The 26,366-nt window shown below is 67.9% G+C and carries 12 protein-coding genes; 5 read left to right on the top strand and 7 right to left on the bottom strand.

The features are described 5' to 3' along the window. Nucleotides 1–1,387: 1,387 nt before the first annotated feature. Nucleotides 1,388–2,695, bottom strand: coding sequence for a hypothetical protein (locus WME82_RS44040; protein WP_438040186.1), 1,308 nt, complete (start codon nucleotides 2,693–2,695; stop codon nucleotides 1,388–1,390). After that, nucleotides 2,692–5,781, bottom strand: coding sequence for a DEAD/DEAH box helicase (locus WME82_RS44035; RefSeq protein WP_438040185.1), 3,090 nt, complete (start codon nucleotides 5,779–5,781; stop codon nucleotides 2,692–2,694). The genes WME82_RS44040 and WME82_RS44035 overlap by 4 nt, the downstream gene beginning before the upstream one ends. Nucleotides 5,782–6,280: 499 nt before the next feature. On the opposite strand from WME82_RS44035, the gene WME82_RS44030 reads away from it, so the two are divergent. The 4 genes from WME82_RS44030 to WME82_RS44015 are packed head-to-tail and all read left to right on the top strand — an operon-like array spanning nucleotide 6,281 to nucleotide 14,283. After that, a complete protein-coding gene (locus WME82_RS44030; protein ID WP_438040184.1) occupies nucleotides 6,281–6,937 on the top strand; it encodes a hypothetical protein in 657 nt (218 codons plus the stop codon). Next, entirely contained in the window at nucleotides 6,934–7,467 is a 534-nt protein-coding gene (locus tag WME82_RS44025) for a hypothetical protein (protein ID WP_438040183.1), read from the top strand. The genes WME82_RS44030 and WME82_RS44025 overlap by 4 nt, the downstream gene beginning before the upstream one ends. Next, the gene (locus WME82_RS44020; RefSeq protein ID WP_438040182.1) at nucleotides 7,464–8,423 is read left to right on the top strand and encodes a hypothetical protein; all 960 of its coding nucleotides are present in this window, start codon (nucleotides 7,464–7,466) and stop codon (nucleotides 8,421–8,423) included. Before WME82_RS44025 ends, WME82_RS44020 begins: the two co-directional genes overlap by 4 nt. Beyond that, on the top strand, nucleotides 8,416–14,283 hold the full coding sequence (locus WME82_RS44015) for a hypothetical protein (RefSeq protein WP_438040181.1): 5,868 nt from the start codon (nucleotides 8,416–8,418) through the stop codon (nucleotides 14,281–14,283). Before WME82_RS44020 ends, WME82_RS44015 begins: the two co-directional genes overlap by 8 nt. Nucleotides 14,284–14,704: 421 nt before the next feature. Here the strand turns inward: WME82_RS44015 and WME82_RS44010 are convergent, their stop codons facing one another. The 5 genes from WME82_RS44010 to WME82_RS43990 form a co-directional block, all read right to left on the bottom strand. After that, nucleotides 14,705–16,348: a GmrSD restriction endonuclease domain-containing protein gene (locus WME82_RS44010; RefSeq protein ID WP_438040180.1), complete on the bottom strand. Its 1,644-nt coding sequence runs from the start codon at nucleotides 16,346–16,348 to the stop codon at nucleotides 14,705–14,707. A gap of 705 nt (nucleotides 16,349–17,053) precedes the next feature. Next, nucleotides 17,054–18,745 carry an AAA family ATPase gene (locus WME82_RS44005; protein ID WP_438044989.1) on the bottom strand — a complete coding sequence of 564 codons (1,692 nt, stop codon included), beginning with the start codon at nucleotides 18,743–18,745 and terminating at the stop codon, nucleotides 17,054–17,056. A gap of 11 nt (nucleotides 18,746–18,756) precedes the next feature. Next, nucleotides 18,757–20,598, bottom strand: a complete 1,842-nt coding sequence (gene drmB / locus WME82_RS44000; RefSeq protein WP_438040179.1) for a DrmB family protein — start codon at nucleotides 20,596–20,598, stop codon at nucleotides 18,757–18,759. Between the two features lie 11 nt (nucleotides 20,599–20,609). Then, nucleotides 20,610–23,783 carry a helicase-related protein gene (locus WME82_RS43995; protein ID WP_438040178.1) on the bottom strand — a complete coding sequence of 1,058 codons (3,174 nt, stop codon included), beginning with the start codon at nucleotides 23,781–23,783 and terminating at the stop codon, nucleotides 20,610–20,612. Between the two features lies 1 nt (nucleotide 23,784). Then, nucleotides 23,785–25,614: a UvrD-helicase domain-containing protein gene (locus tag WME82_RS43990; RefSeq protein ID WP_438044988.1), complete on the bottom strand. Its 1,830-nt coding sequence runs from the start codon at nucleotides 25,612–25,614 to the stop codon at nucleotides 23,785–23,787. Here WME82_RS43990 and WME82_RS43985 point away from each other — a divergent pair. Continuing rightward, nucleotides 25,543–26,007 carry a hypothetical protein gene (locus WME82_RS43985; protein WP_438045029.1) on the top strand — a complete coding sequence of 155 codons (465 nt, stop codon included), beginning with the start codon at nucleotides 25,543–25,545 and terminating at the stop codon, nucleotides 26,005–26,007. The genes WME82_RS43990 and WME82_RS43985 overlap by 72 nt on opposite strands. Nucleotides 26,008–26,366: the final 359 nt, after the last annotated feature.

The raw sequence follows: 26,366 nt of genomic DNA, 5'->3' as shown, positions 1-26,366 counted from the left end.
GATTCGACGTCATCATCGCCGGCACCTGGCATGCTCGTAAGCGAAAGCCCCGGCTCATCGAGTCTTGGTTCTTACGGACCGGATGGGGAGGCGTACGCCCGGGCGAAGCCGCAGGGGCATGGCTAAGGCTCTTACTCGGCGTACTGAGCGTGACGCCGCGGATCGGGGCGCGCGACAAGGTGGAGGTCGCACGACATGGCGTGTCGCGCCGGACGATGATCGGCTCATTGCGGCCGATGTCCCGGATGGACTCGATGATCGACGTGATGCCACCGCGCTGGCGCATTCACCCCTCGGGAACAACCACGTCATCGATGGGCACCAGCCGGACCTCGCCGGACAGGGTTCGGTTACCCTTTCGACAAGGGGGCAGATCCGATCTGCCTCGCGCTCCATCTCGATCACGTTTTCGTCCGATACTCGCTCACCCCTGAGCCACTCGTCCAAGTTGGACGAATCGTTCTCCTCAAAGCGCTCTCACTTCGCGAAGCGGTGGTTTCGCACGCTCGCCACAACGTCGTCGTGGTGCCCTGCCCGTTAACGATGGCCGGCACCAAGCCGCTCGCTAGGCGCTGGGCTGGATGTGCGTGCTCCGGCAGTAGCAGCGAGGTCGCCAAAGCTCGGCGAGCCCCGTGCCCCCGAGCACGACGCATCCGGTCGATGCGTCACCAGGCTACCGGTTATCGAGAGAGTTCGTCGCAGGGCGACCGTAGATCTCGGCCGCGAACATCGTGAGCCATCTCACACGTCTAGGCCCGGAACCAGGGACCTGCCGTGCCAGAAATTTGCCAGAACCTGCGTCCAGACCTGTCCGCGCCTGTCCACTCCCGTCCACGTCCCGGACCGCGCGAACTACCCGACATCCTTGCAGAAACCAGCGGAGGAGAAGGGATTCGAACCCCTGGTTGAGTTGCCCCAACGGCGGTTTTCAAAACCCGAAGGGGGCTTTGGCGGCGTCGCGGGAGGCTTCCGCCCGAACCCTGCGGGATCAGGCAAAAAACCTAGCCTGATCGCGTGCTTGGGACAGCCCTGCGGGGTTCGGGTGGGGGGCTGGAACGCGACGGAACGCGACCCGGGGCGACCCCTCGCGACGGTGGGCGTGTGAATGGCGTGTGAATGGGATGTGAATGGCGGTGGCCCCTCGGGCGACTGCCGAACGGGCGGGCACGAGGGCGACGACGACCGATGGAGGCCCCTGCCGGCTACCGGTTCGGTTCCCGTTGCGAGCTGCCGATCGGCAGTGAAGAAGCCGGAGCCGTCCCGGAACGCCTTTACGGGGAGGGCTTGCTGCAGCCGGCCGCGTCTAGCTGCCGCTGCAAGGCGACAGGCTGGCCCCGCCGAGGGAGAAGGTGCCCTCTCCTCCGGCAAACGGCGTGCCAATCTTCGATCACTTCTCGTAGATGCCCGCCAACGACGGGCTCGGTGGCCGGGGAGCAAGGGGACGGATCGGCGCGATGTCTCCCGGTGGGATCTCCAGCGGAAGCTCCTCGCTGGGAACGGAGAGCCCATAGGCAACTGGCAGCGAGATCCTCACCTCCTGGGGTTTGAGCCTCGGTGCAACAGGGAGCTGAAGATCCGAAGGGTGGTCCTTGAACAGCGTTTTTTCGAACCGATGCGCCGCCGCGACCGGATCGAAGCCGAACGCATCACATACATCGGAGCTCAAGCTTCCTCCGCCCAGCATCCACACGCGCGCACGGCGCCACTGCTCGCGAGCCGCGCCCTGTCTCCCCGTGCGCTGATACACGTCGTTCAACGCCTCGCGGTATGGCCCCTCGAGGGCGCACCGCAGCATCGGATCTGCGCGGATCACGTGCGCGAGAGGCGGAAAGCCGTTCGGCGCAGGGCCTCCCGCCGCGGTGACCAGAGCATTCATGCCCACCGTCCCCGAGGCGGCACCCAGCACGGAGAGTCCCTCCCTCGACCATTGAACGCGCTTGCCGTCTGGCTTCACCGGGGCCTCCCGGAGCAGGAACGCCGCAGCGTTCGTGGTTCCAGCGCCCACGTCGACGAGAACATACGGGGCGACCTTGAACGCCGGGGAGCTCCATGACCACCACGCCGACGCGAGCGCCTCCGAGCGGATCCACGCATTGACGTGCTCCGCATCTGCCGCCCCCTTCGCACCCTCGCGAAGAGCCCTCTCCACCTCGTCATGGAGCGCGCTGGAAAGCTTCTCGTCATCGCCGAGTCTTTCCCGTCTCTTCACGATGTCCCATGCGGCTCTCGCGATCGCGACGAATACCGGCCGCAGCTTCTGATTGTGGCGAAAGTCGGTAGGCACGCCCAGGGTCATGCCGAACCTGAGCTGCGCTCGCACGCCGATCCTGGCCCTCGCAGACGCCTGCGCCTGTACGATCAACCACGCGACGCTCAGCACGGCCAGAGCGTCGAAGGTCCAGCCGCTCGGGGGCTGTCGTTGTTCATAGGGTATCCCGACGAGATCTGCACCGTGGTGGTGTGCGACGCGCATCTTCACGCTCGGGTACCAGACTGCGCCGGCCGGGATCGACGGGTCGCCCGCCACGCGACCGAAGTAGATCCGGTCCCCTGCCATGGCGATATCGGACGGGATCCGGCACGAGCTGTGGTGAATGACAGGATAAGCCTTCTCTCCACCCGGAGCGTCGAAATCCCGCACGACCATCTTGCTCGCGCTCGTGCCGTAGTCGATCCCGAGGTGAACGTACCTCATTCCGGCCTCCCCGCCGGTTTGCCCACGTGCAGCAGGCCAACCATCAGTTCCTCGCGCTCGTACCCCGGCCATGCCGCCTTCGGCGCGGCGCTCCGCACCCTGGCGAGCTGCTCCCTCGCCTTGGCCACCTTCGCGTCGGCCATGCGCAGCGCGAAGGCGGGATGCTTCTTGCTCCTGTAAGCGGCGAGACGCTCCTCCGCACGCTTCAGCGCGAGCTCGTGTGTGGCCTGCACCGCAGCCCGGCGGCGCGCGTCCCGCGCCTCGTGCAGCTCGCGCTCGCGCGCCTCCCACGCATCGATATGCTCGTCCATCGCAACCTGCAGCCGCCTGGAGAGGGGGTCAATCTTTCCGAGCTCCTCCGGAGCCAAGGCCTCGTCCTCGCCGTGCTCCAGCACTTCACCGAGCACCCGTGCCACTGTCTCGCCATCGATGATCGGCGTGGCGCCAGGGTCGGTCCAGGGGAGGAGTGCGCCGATCATGCGTGACCCGCGGAGCGTGCCAGGCGTCTCGAGGAGCTCGACCAGGAAGCCATATTCTCCATCCGGCAGGACGGCACTTCCCGGGATTGCCACCCGGAAGGCCTTCCTCGGCGTCTCGAGCAGGCCGACTGCCCAGCGCGCCAGCGGGTGAGTGGAGTGAATGAACTCCGCCCCGGGGTGCCGGTAAGCGGCATCGCGAGAGAACGTCAGCAGGACCTCCGGGGCAGTTTTCGCTGCGTTGACGAAGCGTGCCGTGCGGTCGTTGTCGGAAGCCGCCGCCGTGACCCGGCCGTCCACCATCGCCGCCCGCAGGTCAACACGCACGACCTTCTCCGTGGCATCTCCCGGGATGACGCACTCCGAGCCGGCGCTTGCCAGCGCCCGGTTGATGAAGTCGAGGAGATGCCGCTCCGAGGGAACCTGGTGCTCCCCGGTGACGGCATCGATCTCGTCGAGCAGTGCCTGATCGGCGGCGATCAGCTCGTCCACCCGGTTCTGGAGCCGCCTCGCATGCTCGTGCTGGTGGAGCACCACCTCGGCGTCGCGGACGAGGATCTCCTCGAGGCGAGGGGCGCTGAGCCTGCCGAACAGGGCCTGCTCGGTCAGGCTCTCGACCGACTCCCCCTCGCCAAGGATGGGGTCGAGCTCGCCGATCGATTCCTCGAATACCCGGATCTTGTCGAACAGGCGCTTCAGGATCCTCTCCTCGATGGAGTCTTCCACGACAAAGTTGCGGATGACGAGGACTGGAGCCTCCTGGCCGATGCGGTCGATACGACCGATGCGCTGCTCGACCACCATCGGGTTCCAGGGCAGGTCGTAGTTGTAAAGCACGCTCGCCTTCTGCAGGTCGATGCCCTCGCCGCCGACGTCCGAGGTGATGAGGACGCGCACATCGGGGCGGCCGAGGAAGTCCTCGATCGGTGCCTCCCGGTCCTGAGGGGAGATGCCGCCGTGGATCGCACGGCACTCGATGCCCGCGTCCCGGAGCTTGCCGCGGAGATACTCCACGGTGCGGCGGAAGAACGAGAAGAGCACCACCTTTCGCGGTGGCCTCCCCTGCTGCTCGTCCTCGCGCCAGAGGCTCCGGAGCTCGTCGAGGAGCTTCGCGAGCTTGGTGTCGGTCGCGCCGAGCCGCTGCAGGTGCCGATCGGCATCCTTCAGTGCCCCGCGAACCTCGCTGTCCAGGCTCGACTCCTGCGTGGTGTCCTCGAGCTCCTCCTCCTCCTCGAGATCCGACGGCGCGGTGAGCTCCTTCGCGAAGTGCGCTAGCGCGGCAGGGATGCAGCTCGCCAGCGCTCGATAGACCATGAGGAGGCCACGCTGGCGCGCCCACTCGCTTCTCGCCAGGGGGGCACGATTCGCACAGATCTGCTCGATCCGGTCGTAGATGGTGCGCTCGAGCTCCGTGAGCCCGATCGGGACCCAGGAGGCCTCACGGCGCGCCGTGCTCGGGATGGCATCGATCTTCCGCGTCCGCGTGAACACGTGGGCGATGGGGCTGAGGCCGCCGAGGGCAGACTGCAGCTCGATGCGCTCGCGCCGGGAGATCGACCCCTTCGCGAGGGTGCTGCGGACGGCATCTGCGGCGGCCGAGCCCGCGAGTCGCCGCCCTGTCGGCGACCTGAAATAGGCGGCCAGCTCAGCGCGTGCCGCGGCGAGCGCCTGCGGCTCGTTCGTCTCGCCGATGGCGCGGATGACGGACAGGAGGCGTGAGTTGTCCATCATCTGCTGCTCGAACAGCGACGGATCGGAGAACTCGTCCGGCGCGAGCATGCGTACCAGGTGCCACAGGTCGTCGAGGCGATTCTGGACAGGGGTCGCCGAGAGCATCACGACCGCGTCCGCGCGCTGGCAGACGAGCCGGGCCAGCCGGTGCTGCTGGGTCTCCGGCGACCTAGCGCGGTGTGCCTCGTCCAGGATCACCAGATCGAAGCTCACCGGGGATTCGTCGAGCTGGGCAACGAGACCGCGCATGGTCTCGTACGAGGTGATCCACCGGAAGGGCCGCACCTGGCTCGGTGCGCGCCGGAGATAGGCCTGAATCTCCGGGCTATGGACGATCTCGAACGTCTCGCCGAACCGGTTGAGCAGCTCGTCGCGCCACTTTCGTAGCAGGCGCGCTGGCACGAGCACGAGCACTTGGTCCAGCGGCTGCTGCGCCTGGAGCTCGCAGAGGATGTAGCCGGCCTCGATCGTCTTGCCGAGGCCGACGTCGTCGCCGATGAGGATGCGTTTCTCCGGGTTATCGAGGAACTTGAGCAGCGGCTTGAACTGGTGCGGGTAGAACCTCGTGCGCGCGCTCGAGAACGACTTGGCGATGCGGCTAGGTGGACGTCGGACGCGGTGGTAGGTGAGCGCGTGCCGGAAGTGAATCGCGCCGGAGACTGCACCTTGCGCGAGCTCGTCCCACGGAGTCGCGGCCACGACGAAGGGACGGAGGCTCGACTCGGGGATCCCACCACGGATCCCGCCGCCAAGCTGGACCTTGTACATCCAGATCTCGGCCTGGAGGTTCCAGCTCGCGCTGATCACGACGCCGATCTCGTTCGAGGCGTTCGTGCGCTGGACCTGATCCCTGGGTTTGAACTTCGGTTGCCCTTGCATCACTCCCCTCCCCGACAGAGCCAGACGCGTCTCGTGCGCTCTCCGGGCTGCCGCTCCCTGGTGCACGCTGGAACCGCCGGAACCGCAGCCAGATTCTGTGCCCGACATCACAGCATACCCGGTCACGTCCGGGCGGGAACAGACAGTTGCTGGTTCGGGACAAACTTCCGCCAGCAGCAGTCGACATCACCTACCAGGACATGCATCGGCCCACAGACCCGGAGCGGCGGAAACCAGGAACGGCGACCTGGTCAGCAGTACCGTCACGCGATGCACCACGCCTGGCGAGTCCCGCTATCCTGTGAGGTTCGATCGCGGAGATCAGCGGAGGACGGAACATTCTCCGCTGAGCAGGTATCACTCCCGCGCCGGACCGGGTTCCGCACCGCGAGCTGTCCGCGCTCCCCCCGTCGTGGCGTCTTTCCTGGCGGGTCGGTGACCCATACGGTCCGGACCTCGGGAAGGCTTCGATGCCGGAGGGGCAGAAGTGCTGAGCGACATGGAATTGAAGGAGCTGCTCGCGCGCTGGTTCGAGGCCGGGGATCAGGCGGCCCTGGAGGCCGCGTTCACGTTCCTGTGGCACCTCGCTCGCCCGCCGGGAGGGCTCCGTCGCGCGCTGGGAGATGTGGACGCGGACGATCTCCGGCAGGAGGTCCTGACACGCCTGCTGGACCGGCGCAGCGGCGGGCTCCGGGACGCGGACGCACCGGCGGCCTACACGCTGGCTGCGTTCCGGAACGAGGCACGGAGCCGCCTTCGCGTGGCACGTCGCCGGGAGGCGCTTGCCGCCGGAAGAAAGCTCGAAATGATGCCGGGTGCGGCCGGCATCTGCCACGCAGAGCCCGAGCTCGGTCTCGCACGGCAGGTTGACGCTGCGCGCACCGTGGTCGCGCAGCTTGACGGCGAGCGGCGCCGTGCGGTGCTGCTGACGGTCGCGCCCACGCGCCTCTCCGATTCCGACTGGCAGGTCATCGCAGCCCGCCACCCGCCGCCGCCTCCTCCACGGCCCACACACCCGCTGGATCGCACCGCGGCGAGCCTGCTCCTCTACGGACCTGTACCGGGAGAGACCGACGCAGCGCGCGAGGAACGCTTCCGCAAGCTCCTCGAGCGCGCCTGCCGGCAGGTGCTCGACGCCATCGCGGAGGACACGTGAAACCGCGCGAGCGCCCGGACCCCGCAGCGATCGGCGATCTGCCAGGCCCGGAGAGCCGGTTCGCCCACGTGATCAAGCACCTCTACGCGCCCGGTGAGCGCTGGGACCTCGCCGTGCGCGGCCTCCCTGCACGGCCCGAGCGGGAGGCACAGGGTGCAGGTTGCACCAGCGCGGAACTCCGCGCCCGCGAGCCGAGCTATCACGGAGCGTGCGCTGCCTGCCGGGCACACGTCCTCCGGGATCACGATCGCCACCTGCAGCCCGCCTACCGGCAGGCGCTCGCGACCGCAACCGACTCCGGTCGATGGGGAACCTGGGCCGATGCGCAGCGTCCGCAGGAGGCGTTCGTGGGGGACAGCGGTGTGTTCGTGATCGCCAGACGCACGCGTTCAGGAGAGCAGAACGTCGCGACGGCGTACCGCGTCGTGCCGCGCGGCGTCCGGCCGGGCGAGGCGACGGCCGATGACTTCCTGAAAGCCGCTGTCCGGAAGCTGCGCGACAAGACGTCGTATGGACAGGAGGACCGATGACCTCGACCCATCCATGGCTCCGGAAAGCACGAGCCGAGCTCGACAGTCTGCTCGCCCAAGAGCGCGCCTGCCCTCTCGTGCCGGCCGACGCCTACCGTGCGCTCGTGCTTCTCGCCAGGCTGCGGCACGCGCTCGAGGCAGCGGACGCGGTGCTGTCGTCCGAGATGCTGCACGCCCTCGTCACGCGCTGCTCCCTGCCCCACGACGAGGAGCTCCTCACAGCCCTGGACGAGGCGCTCCGCGCGGCAGGCGAGCCGTCCGGCGAGCTCCTGGATGCGATGCTGGACATCGAGGATCAAGCCGGATTGCTCGGCCTGCTCGGTCGCGAGCCGCAGTCACTGCAGCTGGTCAGGCAAGCCGCGGCGCACATCTCCATCTCGCCGGAGCGCGTGCTTCCCCTCTTCGACTTCGCCGCCGGGCGCGCCACCGCGCTCCGGCCGGACACCCCGGTCGCGGAGCTCTGGAGAGCCGTTCAGGAAGCACCAGCCGAGATCGCAGCGAACCTGCTCCCCTCGTCCGAAACGCTCCCGCCGCAAGCGCGACGCGGGCTCGAGCGCGTCCGCCGGAGTTCCGGCGCCGAGGTCATCCGTATCCTGCTGCCCGGACTGCCGCGTGTCGCCGCTCGCTCGCACGAGGTCCGGAGCGTTCCGCTGGTGGACGCGAGCGGCCAGCCCTGGGGCGCCAGCTTCGTCGATCCGGAGACCGGTCAGCGCATCGTCGAGCATCGCCTGCATGCCGCTGATGCTCCAACCCCGCGCGCATGGCTCCACGCGCTGGACCGGGCGAGCGGTCATTCGCTCGGGCGGGAAGCGCTCGATGTCGAGCGGGACGGGCGCGACCTCTACATCTCGCTCGGCGGGGACGTGGGACCTGGAAGCGTACGCCACCGGCTGGCCCGGCGCCTGGGCGTGCGGCTCGAGGACATCGACCTGGAGCTGCGCTTCGAGGATGCCTGACTCCCTCACGTTCGCCGAGTTCCTGGCCCACGGCGTGCTCCGGCATGTATCTCCCATCTCCGCGCGCCGCCGCGCGGCGGAGGCCCTCCCCCGCGTCATCGTGGAGCAGCTCTGCGCGCACCCCTCTCGAGAGGAGATCCAGGCGTGGCGTCACGCTTTCCTGGAACAGCACTGGCCCTCGCTGCTGAAGGAGCAGGCGGGGGCGACAGGGCATGGCTGGCCGGAGCTCATCGCCGCGATGGCCGTCGTGCTCGAGCTGCTCTGGGGGACACTGCCGCGAGAGATCGCCGAGCACCTCGCGGCGCATCCGAATCTGCGCTCTCACTTCGATGAGCTGCGCGCTCCGTGGCAGAGCTTCGCGCTCGTCGTCGAACACGAGGCGCGACCCGTCCGCCTGCTCGTCACAGTATCCGGGCGGTCCGGGCACGACGGAGAGCTCACGTCGCTACCTTCCGTGGAGCAGCGCGACGATGTCCGATGGTGGATCGAGGGCGAGAAGCCGCAGGGAAGGTCCCACACGCTCCTGCTCGCACTGCTGGTGCTCGCGCGGTGGGGGGAGCTTCGCCTTCCGGAGAGCCGGCCGATCGCTGCGACGGGCGAGCTCGCCAGCGACGGGCGCTCGATCCTGCGCGTGGAGTCGCTGATCGACAAGCTGCATGCGTGGTTCGATGCGGAACCCGGCGGCCTGCTCGTGACCTCGACCCCTGCGCCGGAGGAGCTACACCGGCTGCTTCGCCCCTTCGATCACCACGCCGGCGCCACGCGCAGGATGCGAGCCGTCCGCGAGCTGCCCCTCGAGCGCTGGCTCGCCGCGGCGAGTCTCGAAGAGCTACGCGTGAAGCTCGAGCGATGGCTCTCGCTCGAAGCGAACGTCGCGGAGCGTGGTCTCATCGCCTGGGACGGGCGGCGGATCGAGCCGGAGGCCCTGGCCGCGTGGAGGTTCGAATGGGTCCGGACGGACGGAACCCCCTCGCCGGAGAGGACGGGCGACGACATGATCCTCGATGCCTGCTGGCACATGGTCGCCGGCGGTCCACGAGGCGCGCGACCGAGCGGGGTCGTGATCTATGGCGAGCCTGGCTCGGGCAAGAGCCTGCTCTCGCGCATCCTGGAGCGCCGGTTCGGGAGCGGGCCTCTCGGTGCCCTGGGTCTCGCCGTCCGCCGGAGCGCCCGCGAGCTGGCCGGTGCGCTGCAATCAGCCCCGGAGGCATCCCTGCCCGAGCTGCTCGCAGCTCGAGTGTCCGATTCGCGCGCGACGCTCTACCGGAACCTCCTCGCAGCGCGGCGACTGTTCGTCATCGTCGACGGACTCGACGAGATCCCCTCCCCCGCGCTCGCAGCAATCGGCCGCCGCCTTGCTGATGACCACGCGCTGTTCATCGCCACCAGCCGGGCGATCCGTGCCGGCCTCGATGCATTGCCTTCCCATCTCGTGCTGCGCATCCAGCCGCTTCAGCGCCACGAAGGGGCCGATCTGCTCCAGCAGCTCGGCCGGCGCGAACTCGCCGAGCAGCTCCGACGGAGCCAGTTCTCCGCGCCGTTGCGGCAATGGCGCACCTCCGATCCGGTCGATGCGCTCTGCCGTACACCGTTCCACGTCTCGCTGCTGGCACGGCTCGTCCACGCCGGCGAGCGCCTGCACGAGGTCGATCCGGCGGAGCTCTACCGGCGCGCCTTCGAGGCGCTCCTCGAGCACGCCGTGGGCGACGAGCGCCTCACCGCCGAGCAGGCCGATCTGCTGAGGCGTACGTTACCAAGCCTCGCCGGCGCGCTGGCGCTCGACTGGCTCCGCTCGCCGAGCGGCTTTCTCGACGACGCGGCGGTGACGGTCCGCCTCGAAGCAGCAGAGCTCTCAGGGAGCAAGGGGATCGCCGCCCAGCGGGCGCTCGAGTTCGGCTATCTCCTGGCGCCAGGCGCAGGAAACTGGGAGTTTTCTCACCGCGCGCTCGCGGAGTGGACCGCGGCAAGCGCGCTCGCGCTCGACGCCCGGCGGCACCTGCGTCGACTCGAGGACAGCGGTATCTCCGATCCGGCAGCAGCAGAGCGGAAGGCACTCCATTTCATCCTCGCCGAGGACAGGCCGCTCCATGAGTCGCGGTGGTGGCAGCTGCTCGAGCTCTACGCACCACGCTCGATCGCCCCGCTCGTGCTCGTGGAATCGCTCGCTGGCCCGCAAGCGCTCGAGCGCTCCACGGACGAACACACGATCCGCAAGAGCTTCCGTGCCGCGCTGGCGCTGGCTGCCCGCGCACGCTGGAACGATCCGGAGGCGGCACGCATTGCATGGGGACTCCTCGCACGCGCGGCGCTCCTTGCTGCCCCGGGCACGGCGCCTCATCAGGGCCCGTTCCTCGAGCTCCAGCGTGAGGACGAGCCGGATCGCGAGCGGTTCCTGCGCGCCGTGGGTCCGCACCTCCCGCCAATCCTCGACGGCTTGATCGACGCTGCCTCCCGCACGGCCGAGCAGTGCGACGCCTTCCGCCGTGACCCGGCTCGACTCCTGCCGTTTTGTGGGACGGAGCAGATGGCGCGCTTCGAGCCGTTACTCCGCGAGAGCACCCCGGACCAGCAGGCGGAGATCCTCGAGCGAGCCGCTGCCCTCCGCTTCAGGTTACCCGGAGACATCCTCGATCGCCTCGCGTCCGATCTGCCCCTGCGGCTCGATGACGAGCGTGTGCGTGACGGCGAGACCAGGTGGAGGAACGAGGCGCGCCTCACCAGGCTCGAGCGTGCGACCCACGACGCTGCGGTGTCCGCCGGACACGAGCTGCCCTGGCCGATCCTGCGCCGCCGCCTCGTCGATTGGCCCGCGCACCTGAGCGGCGCTCTCCTCGCCTGGTTCGCCGTACCACCCAGGCCCAGCCCGGGAGCGCCCGGCCTGCTCGGGTTGCCTGACCGACGGCGCGACGCGCTTGGCCTCCTCCTCGGTCGCATGGTCGAGGCGGAGGGCGAGCTGCTCGTGCTGCTGCACGCGGTAGCGAGCCTGCCACACCGCGATCGTCTCGCCGATCCGCTGCGCGTGGCCGTCGATCGCGACGAGGATCACCCGGAGCCGTGGCGCCGGCTCGCGGCACTCGCGAAATCCGTCGGCTGGCCGCTGGACCGGGCACGTGACTACGCGCGAGACGAACCTCCGCCCGACGAGGTGCGCGCTCTGCGCCAGGCATCCGAGCGCTTCGAGGCGAGGCGCGGGCCCGTGGTCCAGGTCCTCGAGGCGCTGAGAGACGCTGCGCAGCTCGACACGCGGATGGCGGAGCTGTGGCCGCTTCTGCCCACCGGAGGCGAGGAACGACGCACGCTCCTCGATCTTCTCGTGAGTGCACGCCATCTCCCCCCATGCATCTCCCTGGATGAGGTGCTCGACAGATTCGAAGCCGACCGCTCCGGGCTGCCCTGGGAGCTCCGCCCTCGAGACGAGGGTGGCATCGCCATGCATCCCGAGCACGAGGCGCGCTGGCGGACGCTCGCCTCCTCCGGATGCGGCAAGACGCGTCTCTTCGCAGTCCTGTGGTGTGCGGAACGCGAGAGGCGCGATCCCGTCACCGCGGTGGCCGGGCTGCTCGGAGCCAGCGACCCGGAGCTGGAGCGGCTCGCGATCCTGTGGCTGGAGCAGCAGGCCCATGCCCATGGACGAGTGGCGAGCGAGCCGCCCCCAGCGCCGCCGTCGTTCGAGCAGCTCGCCCGGATGCCGCTCGCTTACCGCGTCGAGCTGAACGCCCCGGGCAGCCGGGTGGAGCTCATCGAGGCCATCGAGCGCGCTGCTCCAGGCTTCGACGGCGACGAGCTCGCTGCGCTCGCGGCCAGTCGCGGCGTGCGCGAGGCCCTCCCTGCGCTGCACCGCCGCTTCGCTGCCCACCCGACATGCCGGTGCGCGGAGGCGATCGCGAAGCTCGCACCGCCTGGAGACCGGAGCACCGTGCGAATGCTGCTCGAGGCGGATGCTACTGGCTACCGGCCGCCTCCCGAGCTCCTCGAGCACCTCACCCTCGACGAGCTCCCCGTGCTGCTCGCCCGGAACGAGCCACCGGGCACTCACTTCGGCGTGACCCCGGAATCTCGCCTGCTGTCACGGCCCGGCGTCGAGGCATACCCGCTCCTGCTCGATGCCCTGCGCCGACGCCTGGCCGAGCGCGCAGCGCTCAGGGCGTCCAGCCGCGAGGACCACTTTCACGCTACGAGGAACCATGCCAGCGACGCGTGGGTGTCGGCGCTCGGGCCCGCCGTGCTCGAGACGCTCGACGTGGCGCGCACACCGATGGACGCCATCGCCGCGCTGCTGTTCGAGGTGATCGGCGGCGATCGCCACCAGGTCTTCTCCATGCCCGGACCGCTCGGCTCCGAGTACGACGAGCCGGCCGATCTCGTCTTCGAGAGCACGCTCGAGGGTCGCGCGACGATCGACGCGGCAGTTCGCGCCTTCGAGTCCCGGATCGAGGCACACCCCGAGGAAGCCACGCTCGCGGAGCGGCTCCTCGAGCATCCCTCCGAGACGCTGCACTCCGCCGTGTTCGCGCGGCTGGCGGCCCGGGCTTCACCCGATCAGGTCGCTGTCCTGGCGCTCCGCGCGCTGGAGGCGCACCTCGCCACGACCGACACCCGGCACGAGGGCGACATCGGCAGGCTCCTGCTCGCATCGATCTCCCGTGGCGGCTCGGGCAGCATCAACGTCCACCAGCCGGAGGTCGGCAAGCAGCTCGCCGCCGCCGTGCGGGACCACCTCACGTTCGCGCACCGTGATCTGCTCGATGCACTGTCGAGGCACGAGCAGCAAGCGCTGCGCGCCCTCGCCTGCACCTGGATCGGCGAGCTCGGGACCGCGGCGTGGACAGCCATCCTTGCACCACGGCTCGACGACTCCAGCCCGCGCGTCGTCGTGGCGGCGCTGGAGGCGTGGGCCAGGCTTGACCAGGGATCGCTCGACGCGGCGCTCGGTGCCTGCCCCCGCGCACGGTGGACGTACGCGCACTCCAGCCGCGTGCTCGACTGGTTGCTTTACCGTGAGGGCTTTCCGGGCTGGCTTCAGCGACGCGATCCTCGCGAGGCCATGAGTTTTCCGCTGCTCGCCCGGCTCACCGCGGGCTTCCTCGAGCAGGCGCTGGGGTGCGGCGAGGGCGAGAGGCTGCTCGAGGCGGCGCTCGAGGTGCTGGACGAGGGGATGGGGGTTGGCGCGGAAGGCCCGCTGGCGAACGCTTCCCTCCGGAAAGCGGCGGCGCAGGCGCCAGCCGAGCTGCGCGCCGTGCTCTATCGCACGCTGGCGCGTCGCGGTTGCGACGCCATCGCGGCCGATCTCGAGCCACTCCTGTCGTGCGGCGATCCGGAGGAGCAGGTCCTCGCCGCGGAGTCGCTGGGTGCGCTCGGCCGCTCCGACCTCGCCGAGCCCATCCTGCGCGTGTGGAACGAGCGGCTCGCCCCTTGCCGCTACCCGGGCGAGGACATCGCGCTGCGCCTGCGGCTCGCCTGGATGCTCGAGCGAGCCCCGAGCGTCCTCGCTCCTCTCGTCGTGCACCTCCTGGGGAACCTTCCGGACGATGGCGAGGGCGCTCTCACCAGGGAGAGCGAGGCGCTCGTCGACGCGGCGAGCCGAGCGATGAAGCACTGGGGACCCGACGCGTGGGCGCCGGCGCTTGATCTGATCGGCGAATGCGAGTGGGGTAACTCCGACGCGGAACAGGTGCTCGTCCAGCTCTTCAAGGGCTGTACCGAGCTCGTGGAAGAGGTCTCGCGGCGCGCCGCCGGCAACCGTTCCTACCGTTTGCTCCTGCACCGCCTCCGGGAACCGGACCCTGGGGAGCGAATGGCCGCGCTCCGGCGCTTCCTGCAGGAATCCATCCTGCCAGCTTCGTGGAGTAGATCCGGCTGACGACATCCGCGGGCGCGGCAGCGGCTGCATCCAGACGTCCATGTATAACTTCCAGAGCACGCCGCTTCTCGAAGGTGCACATACGTCGGCGCTGCTCGGCGTCATTCTCCGGCTCCGGACGAAGCGCAGCCGGAGATCAATCCCTCCGAAAAACAAGAGGCGTCCGATGATGAAGTTGAGCACCGGCCCGGCCGGTGCGTCCTCCGGAAGGTGAACGATGCCATGACTTGCGGGGCCTTCCAGCGCCAGTCGACCCGGGATGTCCAGTGCTGCAACGCCGATGGCCTGTGCGCGGCACGGCGAACAGATGCCTGCGGGCACCCCGACGCTGACGAAGGCAGAAAGTTGCCGCACCCCAGTATACCGTGGCGTCTTCATCCCCGCAGCACCGTGCCCCGGATGACTGCCAGAAGCGCTGGCTTCACCGGCCGAGGAAGCGTTTCACCCGCTCGAGAACGCGCTTCCTGCGATCCTCGACGAAGGCCACAAAGCGCTTCTCTGAAAGGAAACGCCGGTCGATGAGATAGTCCTCGAGGAGCTCCTGATCGGACAGCCCGTTGAAATACTCCCAGGGCTGCTGATCGCTCTTCCGGATGTTCCGGAGCTTGCCGAGATAGGCGAGATTACCGATGTCGTCGACAAGCTCGGAAGCCTGGCTCCGGTAGAGCGACTGCGGAAAGATATGGTCGACCTCCGCGCGCTCCTGCCACGAGAGCGTATCGCGACAGACCCTGGGCTGGGCGATGTTCAGGGCCAGCCTCGGGCCATCGTTCAGCATCTCGAAGGTGGTCTGTACGTGATGGTGCTTCTGCCGGGTCGCGATCACCCTCAGGAGAGTATCGAGCGGCAGCTCCCCACCCTTGACCTTCTCGAGCTCCGCACGCAGGTAGCGGATCCGGGCCTCCGGGCTCTTGGAGCTCAGGAAGCGATTGAAGAGGAGAAAGTACAGGAACGCGCGCAGAACGTCGCGCTGACTGTCAGGAACCGAGCCCCGCGGATGATGGTGCAGGTAGTAGATGACCGGGAACAGGCTCGCCAGCGGGTCCAGGAGCGACGCCGAGAGGAGGCCCACGTGCGCGCTCTGGCAGAAGTCGAGCGTCGATCGGAGAGCGTTGCAGAAGGTCGGGAACGCGGCCTGCATCTCCTCCCAGTGGCTCTTGATGTTCTCGATCTCGTACGATGGCGACGCGCCCACGACGGTGAGCAGGCCGCGGATGATGAAGTCCTTGTCGATGGCAGTGTGGCCCTTCGTCCCCAGATCCCTCAGCACCTCGTCGAAGCTCATACGAGCGTCGCTCCAGCGGCTCTTGAGCAAGGAGAACATCAGGTCGGACCGGGTGAGCCGCGTGCCGCCGCTGTTCACTCGAACGAAGATCTCGAGGATATCGTCGATGCTCTTCGCCGAGGCTGCATCCGGTGCATCCTCGTCAACAACCTCGGCAGGCACGAGACCGCTCTCGTGCATGATCTGGCGCAGCAGCTTCATGTTCTCCTCGGCGCGATCGGCCTCCGTGTCTGCAAGACCGATGTCCTGGATCACGGCTTTTATATTCCTGCTCTGCTGCTGAGGGGGCCAGCTGACGATGTCGCAAACACGCACGAGACGCTTCGGTCGGTTGGCGTCATCGTCCTTCCAGAATTCGAACCGGTACGCAGCTCCCAGACTTTCACCTGTCTCGTCCTTCGTCTCGCTTCCAGGACCGCTGGTCACATTGAAGTAGAGACGGCGACCGTCGTAGGAGCCATGGACGGCGAGGTACAGCGACTGGAGGCGCTGCTGGCCGTCGAGAACCATGCGCAGGGCCGTACCGGCCGGCTTGTTCCTGGGCACGAAGGTCTGCCCCGTCTGGTAGTCGGTGACAAACTCCCGGTACGCGACCTCGAGATGCCGCGTCTGCCACAGAAGAAGGGAGCCGAACGGATAGCCCCGCATGATGGAGTCCATGAGCAGACGGATCTGGTCGGCCTTCCACACGAAGTCACGCTGGATGTCCGGCAGTACCAGCTGGTGGTCCGTGCGGATCTGGTTGAGCAGCGCCATGATTGCGAAGGTTTGCGTCGCCACGTCGTTCTCCTGGCTGGATGCATCGATGCGGCCGGGCTGCCCACCACACGTGCAGGATGCACATCCTACAGGGGTCAGCTCGGCGGCGGGAAGTGGAACCGGTCGAGCAGTTCAGGATCGGAGTCCTCCGACGGACGGGGTGTTTTCTGGCGACTGTTGCCAGCGGCGAGCCCGGGGGCGCTGATGCGCCCCGCGCCTTGCCAGGCGTTTCGCGTCACGTGCAGCGTGGCTTGGCGCGGCGCATGCCTCTGTCGATGTGACCGTCCATGACGGACCTCCTTGGCGCCTGGGCTCGGCCCATCGCGCTGCTCGCGTCGGCTGCCTTCTCGTCGTTACCGAGCCGGTGCCGGCGAATAGATGTGCCAGTCCCTTGAGGCTACCCTTTATTCCAGGACGATTGCGCCTGCGTTCTCCGCAGCAATAGCCGAGGTCTTCGGCCGCACTGGATCAGCCAGTCACACCCGGGCCGCCGCCCCACGGCCATTCTCGATAGTCCGCCATGCGGCCGGGCCGTCACGTTCGAACTCCGGAATCCAGATCGTCTCTTTCATGGCTCGACCGCCGAGCGGCTGGCCCTGGATCCTGTCCATCCTCGCTGGCCGGGGCCCCAGCTGGCCTCTCCTCTTCCTCAGAGGAACGCCTGCCCCTGTCGCGGACGAGCTCTCCCCTCACGCCCTCCATGCATGTTGGTCCTGATCATCGACCTCATCGAACTGCGTGGTCCGTCCGCTCCGGCGCCCTCAGCCGGGCCAGACACTCCGTTGATCCGATCACGATGAGATGACTCCGCCCACGCGACAGGGCGACGTACGCCAGCTCCTTGTCCCGGACGAGGTTCTCATCCGCGATGATGATCACGACCGGCCGTTCGAGCCCCTTGAATCGCCTGACAGTGTCGAGGGTCAGCGCGCCTGCCCTCCGGGGACCGCAGGGAACCGCGATGCGAGCGCCCATTCTTCCGCCGGGAGCGAGCGCCCCCATATCCTGCTCACGCGCGACGAGGATCGCGATGTCGTCGGCACGGATCGACTCGTGGCCGATGCATCGAGCGAGACGGTCGCCGAGGGCCTGTCGCAATCGTCCCGCCGGGACCTCGTGCCAGTCGACCGGGACCCCTTCCGGACCGACAGCCTCTATCAGGTGGCCCTCGTAATGGCGCTCCGCCGCATCGTGGATGCGTTTCGTGTTCCGGAGGTTCTCGGTCAGCCGGATCGGGATCAACCCGACATCCCGGGGCAGGCCGGCCGCTCCCCTGTAAACCCTCTGGTTACTGTCGAGGAAGACGTAGAGCAACGCGGGCCCGCCCGGGTCGAGCATCGAGTCCACCGCGGGCCACCAGTGGGACCGGAAGTCCTGTCCCTCGTCGACCACAACCGCATCATAGCGCAGGGAGGGGCAGGCCTCGACCGCCTGCATCAGCAATTCGGGCCACCGGTCGTCCTGTGGATCGGGGCCCATCGCGTCAGGAACGGGAATTCCGGCGGCTTCCGCCTTCCGCCGGCACAGGGCGTGAAAGGTCATCACCTCGACGCCGCAGCCCGGTCCCATGGCCTCCATCATGTGATCCGCGAGCGGCCGGTTGAAGCACGTGAGCATGGTCCGCATCCCTGCGGCGGCGCACCTCCTGGCCTTCTCCATGGCGAGGATGGTCTTGCCGGTCCCGGCTCCACCACACACCGCCGCACGCGCCACATCTTGCAACGCGGACAGGATGCGGAACTGACCTGGCGTCATTGCCTGGAGGGCGACATCGTCCTCGGCCACCAGGTGGCCCAGCGGCGTCCGCAGCGTGAATGGTCTGGCCAGCAGCTCCTCGAGCGCTGCGAGCCCGTCCTTGCCCAGCGGCGTCTCCCCATCCCCGGGGTCGGGCATGCCGAGGCGAGCCGTCAGCCACGGCTCGAGCCCATCCTCGAACTCCCTCAGGAAACACACCAGGGACAGCGGGATGTCAGGTCCCAGATCCGTACCCGTACCGGGGCGAAGCGAGTCGGGCAACAGAACACCGTGCATCGCTCTTATGCGACGGGGTGTCCAGCGAGGGCAGTCCTTCAGCTTCGTCAGCAGCTGGTACTTGGACGATCTCGCCTGCGCGACGGGATTCTTGATCCTGTGCCGGATGTTCCAGCGATCCCTGCTGATCCACGTCTCGGTCGTCGGATCCCGGCTCACGGCGCCACCCTTCACCTCGAGAGCCAGAAAACCGGAGTCTGCACGGGCAACGACGAAGTCGCACTCTCCGTCGATCTCCTGCCCGTTCGGTTTCAAGCCAAGCCACGGGCGGGAGTAGAAGACCGTCCATGAATCGTCCAGCTCGGCCGCCAGTCGATTGTAGACCTTGCGCTCCGTTGCTCGTAGCTCGTCCCTGAGAACCTCTGCCGGCAGCTCCCTGGGCCACATCACGGCCACGATCAGTGTCCCCCGTCGAGCATCGGTGCGAAGTAACCTGCCTTCGGCAATCCGGGCGCCCCGACGAGAAGCGCCCTGTCCAGGAAACGGTTGAACTCCTCGCACGCCGTCTCGGGTGCAAGCACGCATGCATGGCAGGCCGCCAGGGATAGGCCGTCCGCACCTCCCATGACACCCTCGATGCACAGCGGATCCGAGGAGCACCACTCCATCGCTCGTATAGAAGCTGGTATGATTCGAGCGATGCGGTCCGGCTCCCCCTGCCGCTGAAGACCGCCCAGCGTCCCGTCGGCATCCGATGTCGCCGTGTACACGAGCACACCTGCCATCTGCCCCTCCCCGTCGCGAACGTAAAGCCGCTCGCGGAGCGCGGCACTCGAATACCCGCAGTCGAGTGTGAGCTGGCGCATCAGCGCGTGAGCATACGTGTGCACGAGCAGGAATCGCGCCGAGATCTTTCGCGGCGGGACACTCCCCTTTCCATGCCTGGCGGTCCACTCCTTCTGCCATGCCGCGTCGACCCGTGCCGCTCGCGCCTCGATATCGGGCGTCTCCCACTCAGCAAGACGCTCCGCAGAGAATTCCAGAAATATGCCCTCGCCGCGAACATCGATTCCGGGTAGCCAGTCCGGCTTTGTCACCCAGATGGGCGAGATCCCCCCGGAAGCCACATCACCAGGAGGCTCGATCCGTGTGAAGCCGTGGATCGCTCGCACTTCACGCAGCCGGACGACGCGAACAATGCGGGAGAAGTAGCGGGCCAGCGAGGCCGGGACCGATGCGGTCCGGGTCTCGAACTCCTTGTCGGAGGCGCGGGAGTACCCCCCTGACAGCGTGAACTGCCGGTACTCACCTGCCCTGAGGTCGAGGATGTCGGGTTCCTGGATGGCACGGACCCGACGCTCGATCTCGGCTGCAAGTTCCTGCGGCGTCAGGGCGAGCTCCTCCAGTGCCGGCTTCAGGACACCACGCGCTCTGATCGCGATCAGGTCCGCACGGTCCTCGGGAAGCGTTTCCACGAGTTCATGAAAGTAGATCCCGAGGACCTCCTGGAGGTTGTCGGACCAATCCGGTATGCTGAGCGCCGACTCGATCGCCGGGAAGTACAGGTTGGATGCGCCGCGCTGCATCGCGCGCACGGTCTCCTTGCATTCCTCGCCGGGTACTGGCAGCCATTGACGTCTGCCGTGGCAACCGATCCGTCCTCTCCAGGTCGCCTCGTTGAAGATGCCGTCCAGCGACTTGCGCTCCTTGCATTCGGGGCACCTGACGATGAGACCGGCGAGCCCTGGCCGCTCGGCCTTGAGGGTCAGGAAGCCCAACCTGTTCTTGCATTCGGGCCGGTGCCCGACCCACCACTGCCACGGGAAGTCATCGAGATGACCGCGCCTGCACGCCATGACAAAGCGGACCGGGACAGCGAAGCGCCGTTGTCCGCCGGGCGCCTTCTTGGTGCATTCGACGCAGTAGCGGAAGGCCTTGCCCGGCTCCTCGCCCCACTTCAGGGAGGGAGCAATGCGATCGCACGCAGGGCACTGGAGCCAGTCCGGGAAGCGGACGGCCACCAGTCGCCGCAAATCTGGCTTGTCGCCGGAGTGTTGCGAACTCTCGTCTATGATTGGAGGCAGGCGGAACCCCTTGACCCCGAGCTTCCGCTCCAGCCGCGGTTCATGGACCTGCTGCGGGTTGGCAAGGCCGGAAGGCTTGAAGCTTCTGTCCCACTCCTCGATCCCGGCAACGACACCCGAGATCGCGGCCCCCTCTGCCCTGAAATCCACCACTGCACCGGGGCCGAACGTCGAGACGACGGTACTGCGCCGGAGCTTGCCGATGTCATTGGCCATGCGTTCCGTCCCTAGCTGAGTTTGGGCGCCAGCCGGAAGTGCACCGATGGCTCCACGTTTCGCATGTTGTTGAGCGTCGCCCATGCCTCGCCCGGCGAGCGCCCCAGGGCCCGCTTCGTTGCGGCGCGCTCGGCGCTCTGGAGCAGCGATGTCTTTGAATTCCAGTCGTTCCAGTACTGCCCCGGCGATCTGACCCTCCAGCATTCCAGCCTGTCGCGCAGCTCTTCCTCGATAGCTTTCTCTGACGGGTCAACACTTTCCGCTCTGTGACTGAGCCAGTCGACGATCGCCTGAAGCTCTGCTGGATCGGCGGAGTCGATATCGGGTTTATCAAGCATGCCCGGTGCGAGATGCCTGACGAGCGCGACGAGCACTGCGTGCAGGGCGCGGTCACGGGCCCGGGAGGCGAACGGCGTCACGCTGGTCGCCTCGACATCTCGGTACAGCGTCGCGTGCCACGCCTGGAACGTCTCGTAATGCGACCGATCGCGAGCCTTGGCATTGTTCAGCACGGTGACCACGAGCCCAGGATGCCGCCGGCCGACACGGCTCGTCGCCTGGATGTACTCGGCGATTCCCTTTGGCTGACCGTTGACCAGCATGATGCCCAGGCGAGGGACGTCCACGCCCACGCTGAACATGTTGCTGGAGAGCACCGCGTCCAGGGCGCCGTCTTCCCCTGCCTTGATGGCCAGCAGGTCCAGCATGTCGCGGATCTCCGCCTGCGAGCGACGCGATGTCAGCTCCTCAACTGCCTTGACCGGACGGGGTGACTCGGCCCGTCTTCCGGCATACTGTGAGACGGCGTCAGCAACGTCGTCCTGCATCAGCACGAGGGCACCACCCAGCTCGCGGAGCGAGTTGAAGTAGGCAACGAGCGTCCAGTAGGGATCCGCGAGATCGACGGACGGGAAGGCGGCCGCCGCTGACTGGAGGAGGGTGGCCGCCGTGGCCTGAAGCGTGAACTTTGCCGACCGGCCGGCCGTTGTCACGGCCGCGTAGAGGCGACCAGGTGCACTGGAATCCTCCACGGCAAATCCGGAGTCCGCCGCGTCGAGTCCCGGCGGCGGGAACTGGCACGCTTCCCTTCCGAACAGCGCGCGAACCTGGTCATCCGCACGCCGGATCGTTGCCGTCGAGCCGATGATCTTGGGGCACCTGCCTTCCCTGGTGAACAGTCTGTCCACCGCGGCCTCGTACAGGCCTGCCACTGTCCCGAGGGGGCCGGATACCAGGTGGAGCTCGTCCTGTATGATGAGGTCTGGCGGCAGCCCCTCGGTGACAGCGAACAGCTTGCTGATCTCCTTGCGGCGGACGATCTGGGCGAACTTGTCCAGCGTGCCGATCAGCAGAGTTGGCCGCTTGCGGTACACGTCTGCATCCACTGTCCACACGGGCAGCGAGACATCGGGATCGTGGAGAATGCACGTCTGCTCGGGGCAGCTGACAAGGATTGACTCCTGGGTTGGATCCGCCTGCCACTGCAAGGTGGAGCTGCACGCGGGGCACTTGAGCAGTTGCTTCGGTGAGGCGACATCGTCGCTACCCGACAGCGCCGCCTGGGCCTCCTCGAACTTGTTGGGCGTCGCGTTCTCGCCTACCCAGAGGCCGATCGAGAACGGGGTGCTCCCGAGATCGACGCCCGGGGGTACCCCCGGGGCCTTGCGCCTGCGCATGGCCTCGCACGCCAGAATGACGGCAGTCGCGCGCGCGAACTGCTGGGTGGTCAGCAGGCGCAGGGTGTATCGCATGAGGGCGGCGACCCCGGCCCCTGCATCTGGACCATCATCCGCCGCCAGACGGCGATGAAAAGCCAGGAAGGCGATCAGGGCGAGGTAGGCTTCCGTCTTGCCGCCGCCGGTCGGAAACCAGAGCAGATCCATCTCCTCGCGCTCGGAATGGTCCCTGTCGACAAGTGAACCTGCGACGAGAAGGAAGAACCCGAGCTGGAACGGGCGCCATGTCAGCTGACCTAGCTTGCGCTTCTCGGCATCCCAGTCATGCTGCATCAGCATCGCCCGGTTCGCCAGCCGGAAGGAGTGCGCGGCCCTGGGATCACCCGAGATCCTCCGGACGCCATCCTCCATCCGGCGGGCGACCTTGCAGCACGCTTCGAGGTGCTTCTCTCCAGTCGGACGCAGATCTGCCGGCAAGCCAGCGAGGTCCGTCTTCCGGAGGCCGATCCACTCGCGGTAAGCACTGACCAGCCTCGTGAGGGCCGGGCCGAGATCGGCGTCGGAGGCCGACGCCAGCCATGCGGCACTGAGCGGCCGGGAATCTCCACCGGAGAGCGGAGCGAAAACGTCATGGCCGCGGGCGCTGACGGCCGGGACGATCGAGGTCGGAATCCAGGTGGTCGAGACGGAGGCTGCGTACTCGGAGTCTCGCTCCGCCTGCCAGGCGGCAGAGCAGGTATGACCCACGGCGAACTCGCGAGCCCTGCGGTACAGGAGCGCGGCCGAACGGTCGTCATCGTCCACCACGGCTCGCCTGGAGGGCCGTGCGACAAGCTGCGTGCCCGGGCAAGGCATGATCTCCACGGAGACCTGGAAGAGGGTCACCCGCTCGGCACCATCTCTGCCCTCGGCCTCCTCGGCGACAGCACCGTTGATCGCCGTCACCGTCACGAGGCGCTTGCGATTCCATGCCGCCGTGCGGACGTGCAATCTCAGTCCCTCGGGAACGCCATGGGCCGTGAGCACCTCGCACGGGATTGCGCCAGGCGGGCACGCAAGGTCGATGTCCATTGATTGCACATCGCAAGGAATCGGACCGATCCTCACGACATGCGGTCGGCGGTCCCACTCCGTGGACGGGCGACGGGCTCCCCCGGAGCTGCCAGCTGGCTGCTCCGCCTCCCTGGGCTCATAGGTCGCGGCTCGCACTGTCGCGTACACGGACGGCGTCTGCCCGCTCGCGGCAACGGCGAACGAGATGCCTGCCGAGCATGGCCGCTTCAGTCCCGCGAGGGAGACCTCCTCCTCCTCGCTCGCGGGGCTCCCGCTGTCGTCATCAGGCGACCCAGCGCCCAGTCGCTCGTCCTCCTCCGCTCCCATGCGAGCCTCGCGCGGCCAGAGGATGCCCGTGAGGTAGACATCGGAGGGTCGGGCCAGGAGTGTTTCCTTGTCATCAAACGGTCCAGCCAGATCGTGCTCCAGCCGCGCGAGGATGGTTGTCCTGTCCATGTCAGCTCTTTCTACGCAGAGTGGGGAAATACACCTTCGTGTAGCCCAGGACGACGGGAACGAGGGCAACACCGCTCGCAGCCCACGGAGCATGCAGCCGCTGCGCCTCGGGGGAGTCCGGGGGCAGGACGGCTGTCCTCACCCCGGCGACGTGCAAGTGCCAGATCTCGTCCGGTGGCCGCCGCCTGCCTCCGCGGGACCGCTCCTGGACGACGCGGGCAATCTCGAAGAGATCCTGGTTCACACGGCTGGTGAGGGCTCCGAGTGGCGCGTCTCCGTCCTCAGCAAGGATCCGATAGGTGAATCCGGCATCGCGATCGCACCTCGCCCTGGCAGCGCAGCTGGAGCCTGCAAGCCGCAGTAATCTGGCCTGTATCTCCCTCACCGTGGCGGCGGAGCCGTGAATGGCCTTGCCTGCTGCCCCCTCGATCGAGACGTCCCCGTCCATTCCGATCTCCACCTGGGCTGCGTTCTTCGACGCGCTGGTACGCCGGGCGTAGACGCGGCCCGATTCGAGGCGCGTGGCACGGGAAGTGAACCCCTGTCCGACCATCAGGCTCGACCTGGCCCGGGTGGCGCCGACGAACACGACGCGAGCCTCCTCCTCGAGGTCCAGATTCTCGCCCGGCATCCCGGGCATCATGAGATGCACCGAGGCCGCCTCGCGTCCCTTGGAGGCATGGATCGTCCCCAGGATGGGTCCCTCCGTTCCCAGCTCGGGCGCGCAGAAGTCGGCAGGTGGCTGGGACCTCCCGAGCACAGCGCGCAGACGGCGCATCTCGATCAGGGTCTCGGTCCTGCCCGCGTACCGCACCAGGAGCTCCCAGGCCTCGTCCGCCGCCGGCAGCTCGCAGGCGGTCCCGGTGACCCTGTTCTGCCAGAGGTCCAGGAAGTCCCTCCGCGTGAGCATCGGACTGCCGTGCTCGCCCAGACATGCCCCCACCCAGGGCAGGATGCAGACCGGCATCCCCGACATGCGGATCCTGTGTCGCACACCCTTGCTGCGGAGGAGAGAGGACGCGAGCAGCACCTCCGCCCGCCGCCGGAACAGCACGAACAGGTCCTCGGCCCCCTCCAGCTCCTGCTGGTCGATGCCGTGCACGGTCCCGCCGGCGAGGGCCTTGATCTCCTGCTTCAGTTCAGCCAGCTTCTGCGCGGGATTGCCGGACGGCTGGAGCACCTTCGCCCTGGTCTCGACGAACAGGGACCTCAGCGTGGGCGAGTCTGTCCGGAAGACCTTCTCGAGGGCCCTTCGCTCGAAGCCCAGCTGACCATCGCGAAGCCTCCCGGTCAGGGGCGGCAGGCGGGCAGCGCCGGCCACGGGAGGCCCGGCGCGCGTGTCATCGACCTCGGAGTCATCCGCGAAGCCGTAGATGGCCTGCGCCTCGTCCGCGAACACCGTCACGCCGCACCCGTCGGACAGGCGCGAGATGATCGCGTGGACAAGATCGGCCCGGATCCCGACCACATCCTGGGCCTCGTCAACGATCAGGTGCTCGACGGATGCCAGGTAGTCTGCAACCTGTTCATCCTCGCGCACGAGGCGGAGCACTTCCTCGATGTTCCTGTCGTGGGATCCGGTGAGCCTGGCGGTCTCGTCGAAGCCGCTGTGGAGCGCCCAGGCGTGCGAGTCCAGCGTGGCGATCCGCACTGCGTGGGCCGCCTCCTGGTTCCCGAGCGTCACCGTGAGCCTCTGCCGGATCTCGCGGACAGCGGTGCGCGTGAAGCTGACCAGCCAGATCCTGGTCGGCTGGAGCTCGTGCTCCATCACGAGCCGTGCAACCCGGGCACAGGCGACCGCCGTCTTCCCGGTTCCGGGGCCAGCGTCCACGAGGAGCCGGGCGCCTGGTGGCGCGCCGATGACATCCTCCTGGAGGCGATCCCGGCTTTCCCGGCACCACTGCGGCTGGGCATCATCGCGCGGCTCTGGCCGGACATCATCGCGCGGCTCTGGCCGGGCATCATCGCGCGGCTCTGGCCGGACATCATCGCGCGGCTCTGGCCGGGCATCATCGCGCGGCTCTGGCCGGACATCATCGCGCGGCTCTGGCCGGACATCATCGAGGAAGATGGCGTTGCCCACGAGCTCGTGCAGGCGCTTCCGGTAGGTCACGGCCCGCTTGCCCTTCAGTGCCCTCAGGGGCCGGGTGACCCTGGCCACGACCACCCCGGCGCGGTAGACGATGACCTCAATTTCCGGCATGGCCTGGTCGCTCGATCTTGAGCCCGGAACGCTCCTCATGGCCTGGAGGAGTGGCCCGGGGACATCGGCTACGGGTGCCGACGGGGGAAGCTGACTTCGAGGATCCTTCGCGGTGGCCACGAAAGCCAGAGCCTGGACAGCAGCGATCGTGGAGACTGGTCAGGGTATGCGAGCCGGGATCGCCCATCTCGCTCGTGCAGGTACCGAGTCGGAAGGCCAGCTTGCCTGGCTCGCACACCTCGCCGTCACGGATGAGAAGAGCGTCATCGCTCTGCGTGGTGCGCGAGGAGCGCCGGCACCGCAGCGCATGCGCCGCGCCGCGCCTGAAGCGCAGCGGCGGTGAGCGATCGCGGCCCGTGGCGGGAACGGGCAGGTGGGCA

This window comes from Sorangium sp. So ce128 (assembly GCF_051525245.1).
Taxonomy (GTDB): domain Bacteria; phylum Myxococcota_A; class Polyangia; order Polyangiales; family Polyangiaceae; genus Sorangium; species Sorangium cellulosum_B.
This window is presented reverse-complemented; position numbering and strand designations above follow the sequence as displayed.

Bases quoted from the DNA above. Each gene is read 5' to 3' on its own strand.
- WME82_RS44040 (WP_438040186.1), bottom strand. From the start codon at position 2,695: ATGAGGTACGTTCACCTCGGGATCGACTACGGCACGAGCGCGAGCAAG.
- WME82_RS44030 (WP_438040184.1), top strand. From the start codon at position 6,281: ATGGAATTGAAGGAGCTGCTCGCGCGCTGGTTCGAGGCCGGGGATCAG.
- WME82_RS43995 (WP_438040178.1), bottom strand. From the start codon at position 23,783: ATGGACAGGACAACCATCCTCGCGCGGCTGGAGCACGATCTGGCTGGA.
- WME82_RS44020 (WP_438040182.1), top strand. From the start codon at position 7,464: ATGACCTCGACCCATCCATGGCTCCGGAAAGCACGAGCCGAGCTCGAC.
- drmB (WP_438040179.1), bottom strand. From the start codon at position 20,598: ATGGCCAATGACATCGGCAAGCTCCGGCGCAGTACCGTCGTCTCGACG.
- WME82_RS44015 (WP_438040181.1), top strand. From the start codon at position 8,416: ATGCCTGACTCCCTCACGTTCGCCGAGTTCCTGGCCCACGGCGTGCTC.
- WME82_RS44035 (WP_438040185.1), bottom strand. From the start codon at position 5,781: ATGCAAGGGCAACCGAAGTTCAAACCCAGGGATCAGGTCCAGCGCACG.
- WME82_RS44005 (WP_438044989.1), bottom strand. From the start codon at position 18,745: ATGTGGCCCAGGGAGCTGCCGGCAGAGGTTCTCAGGGACGAGCTACGA.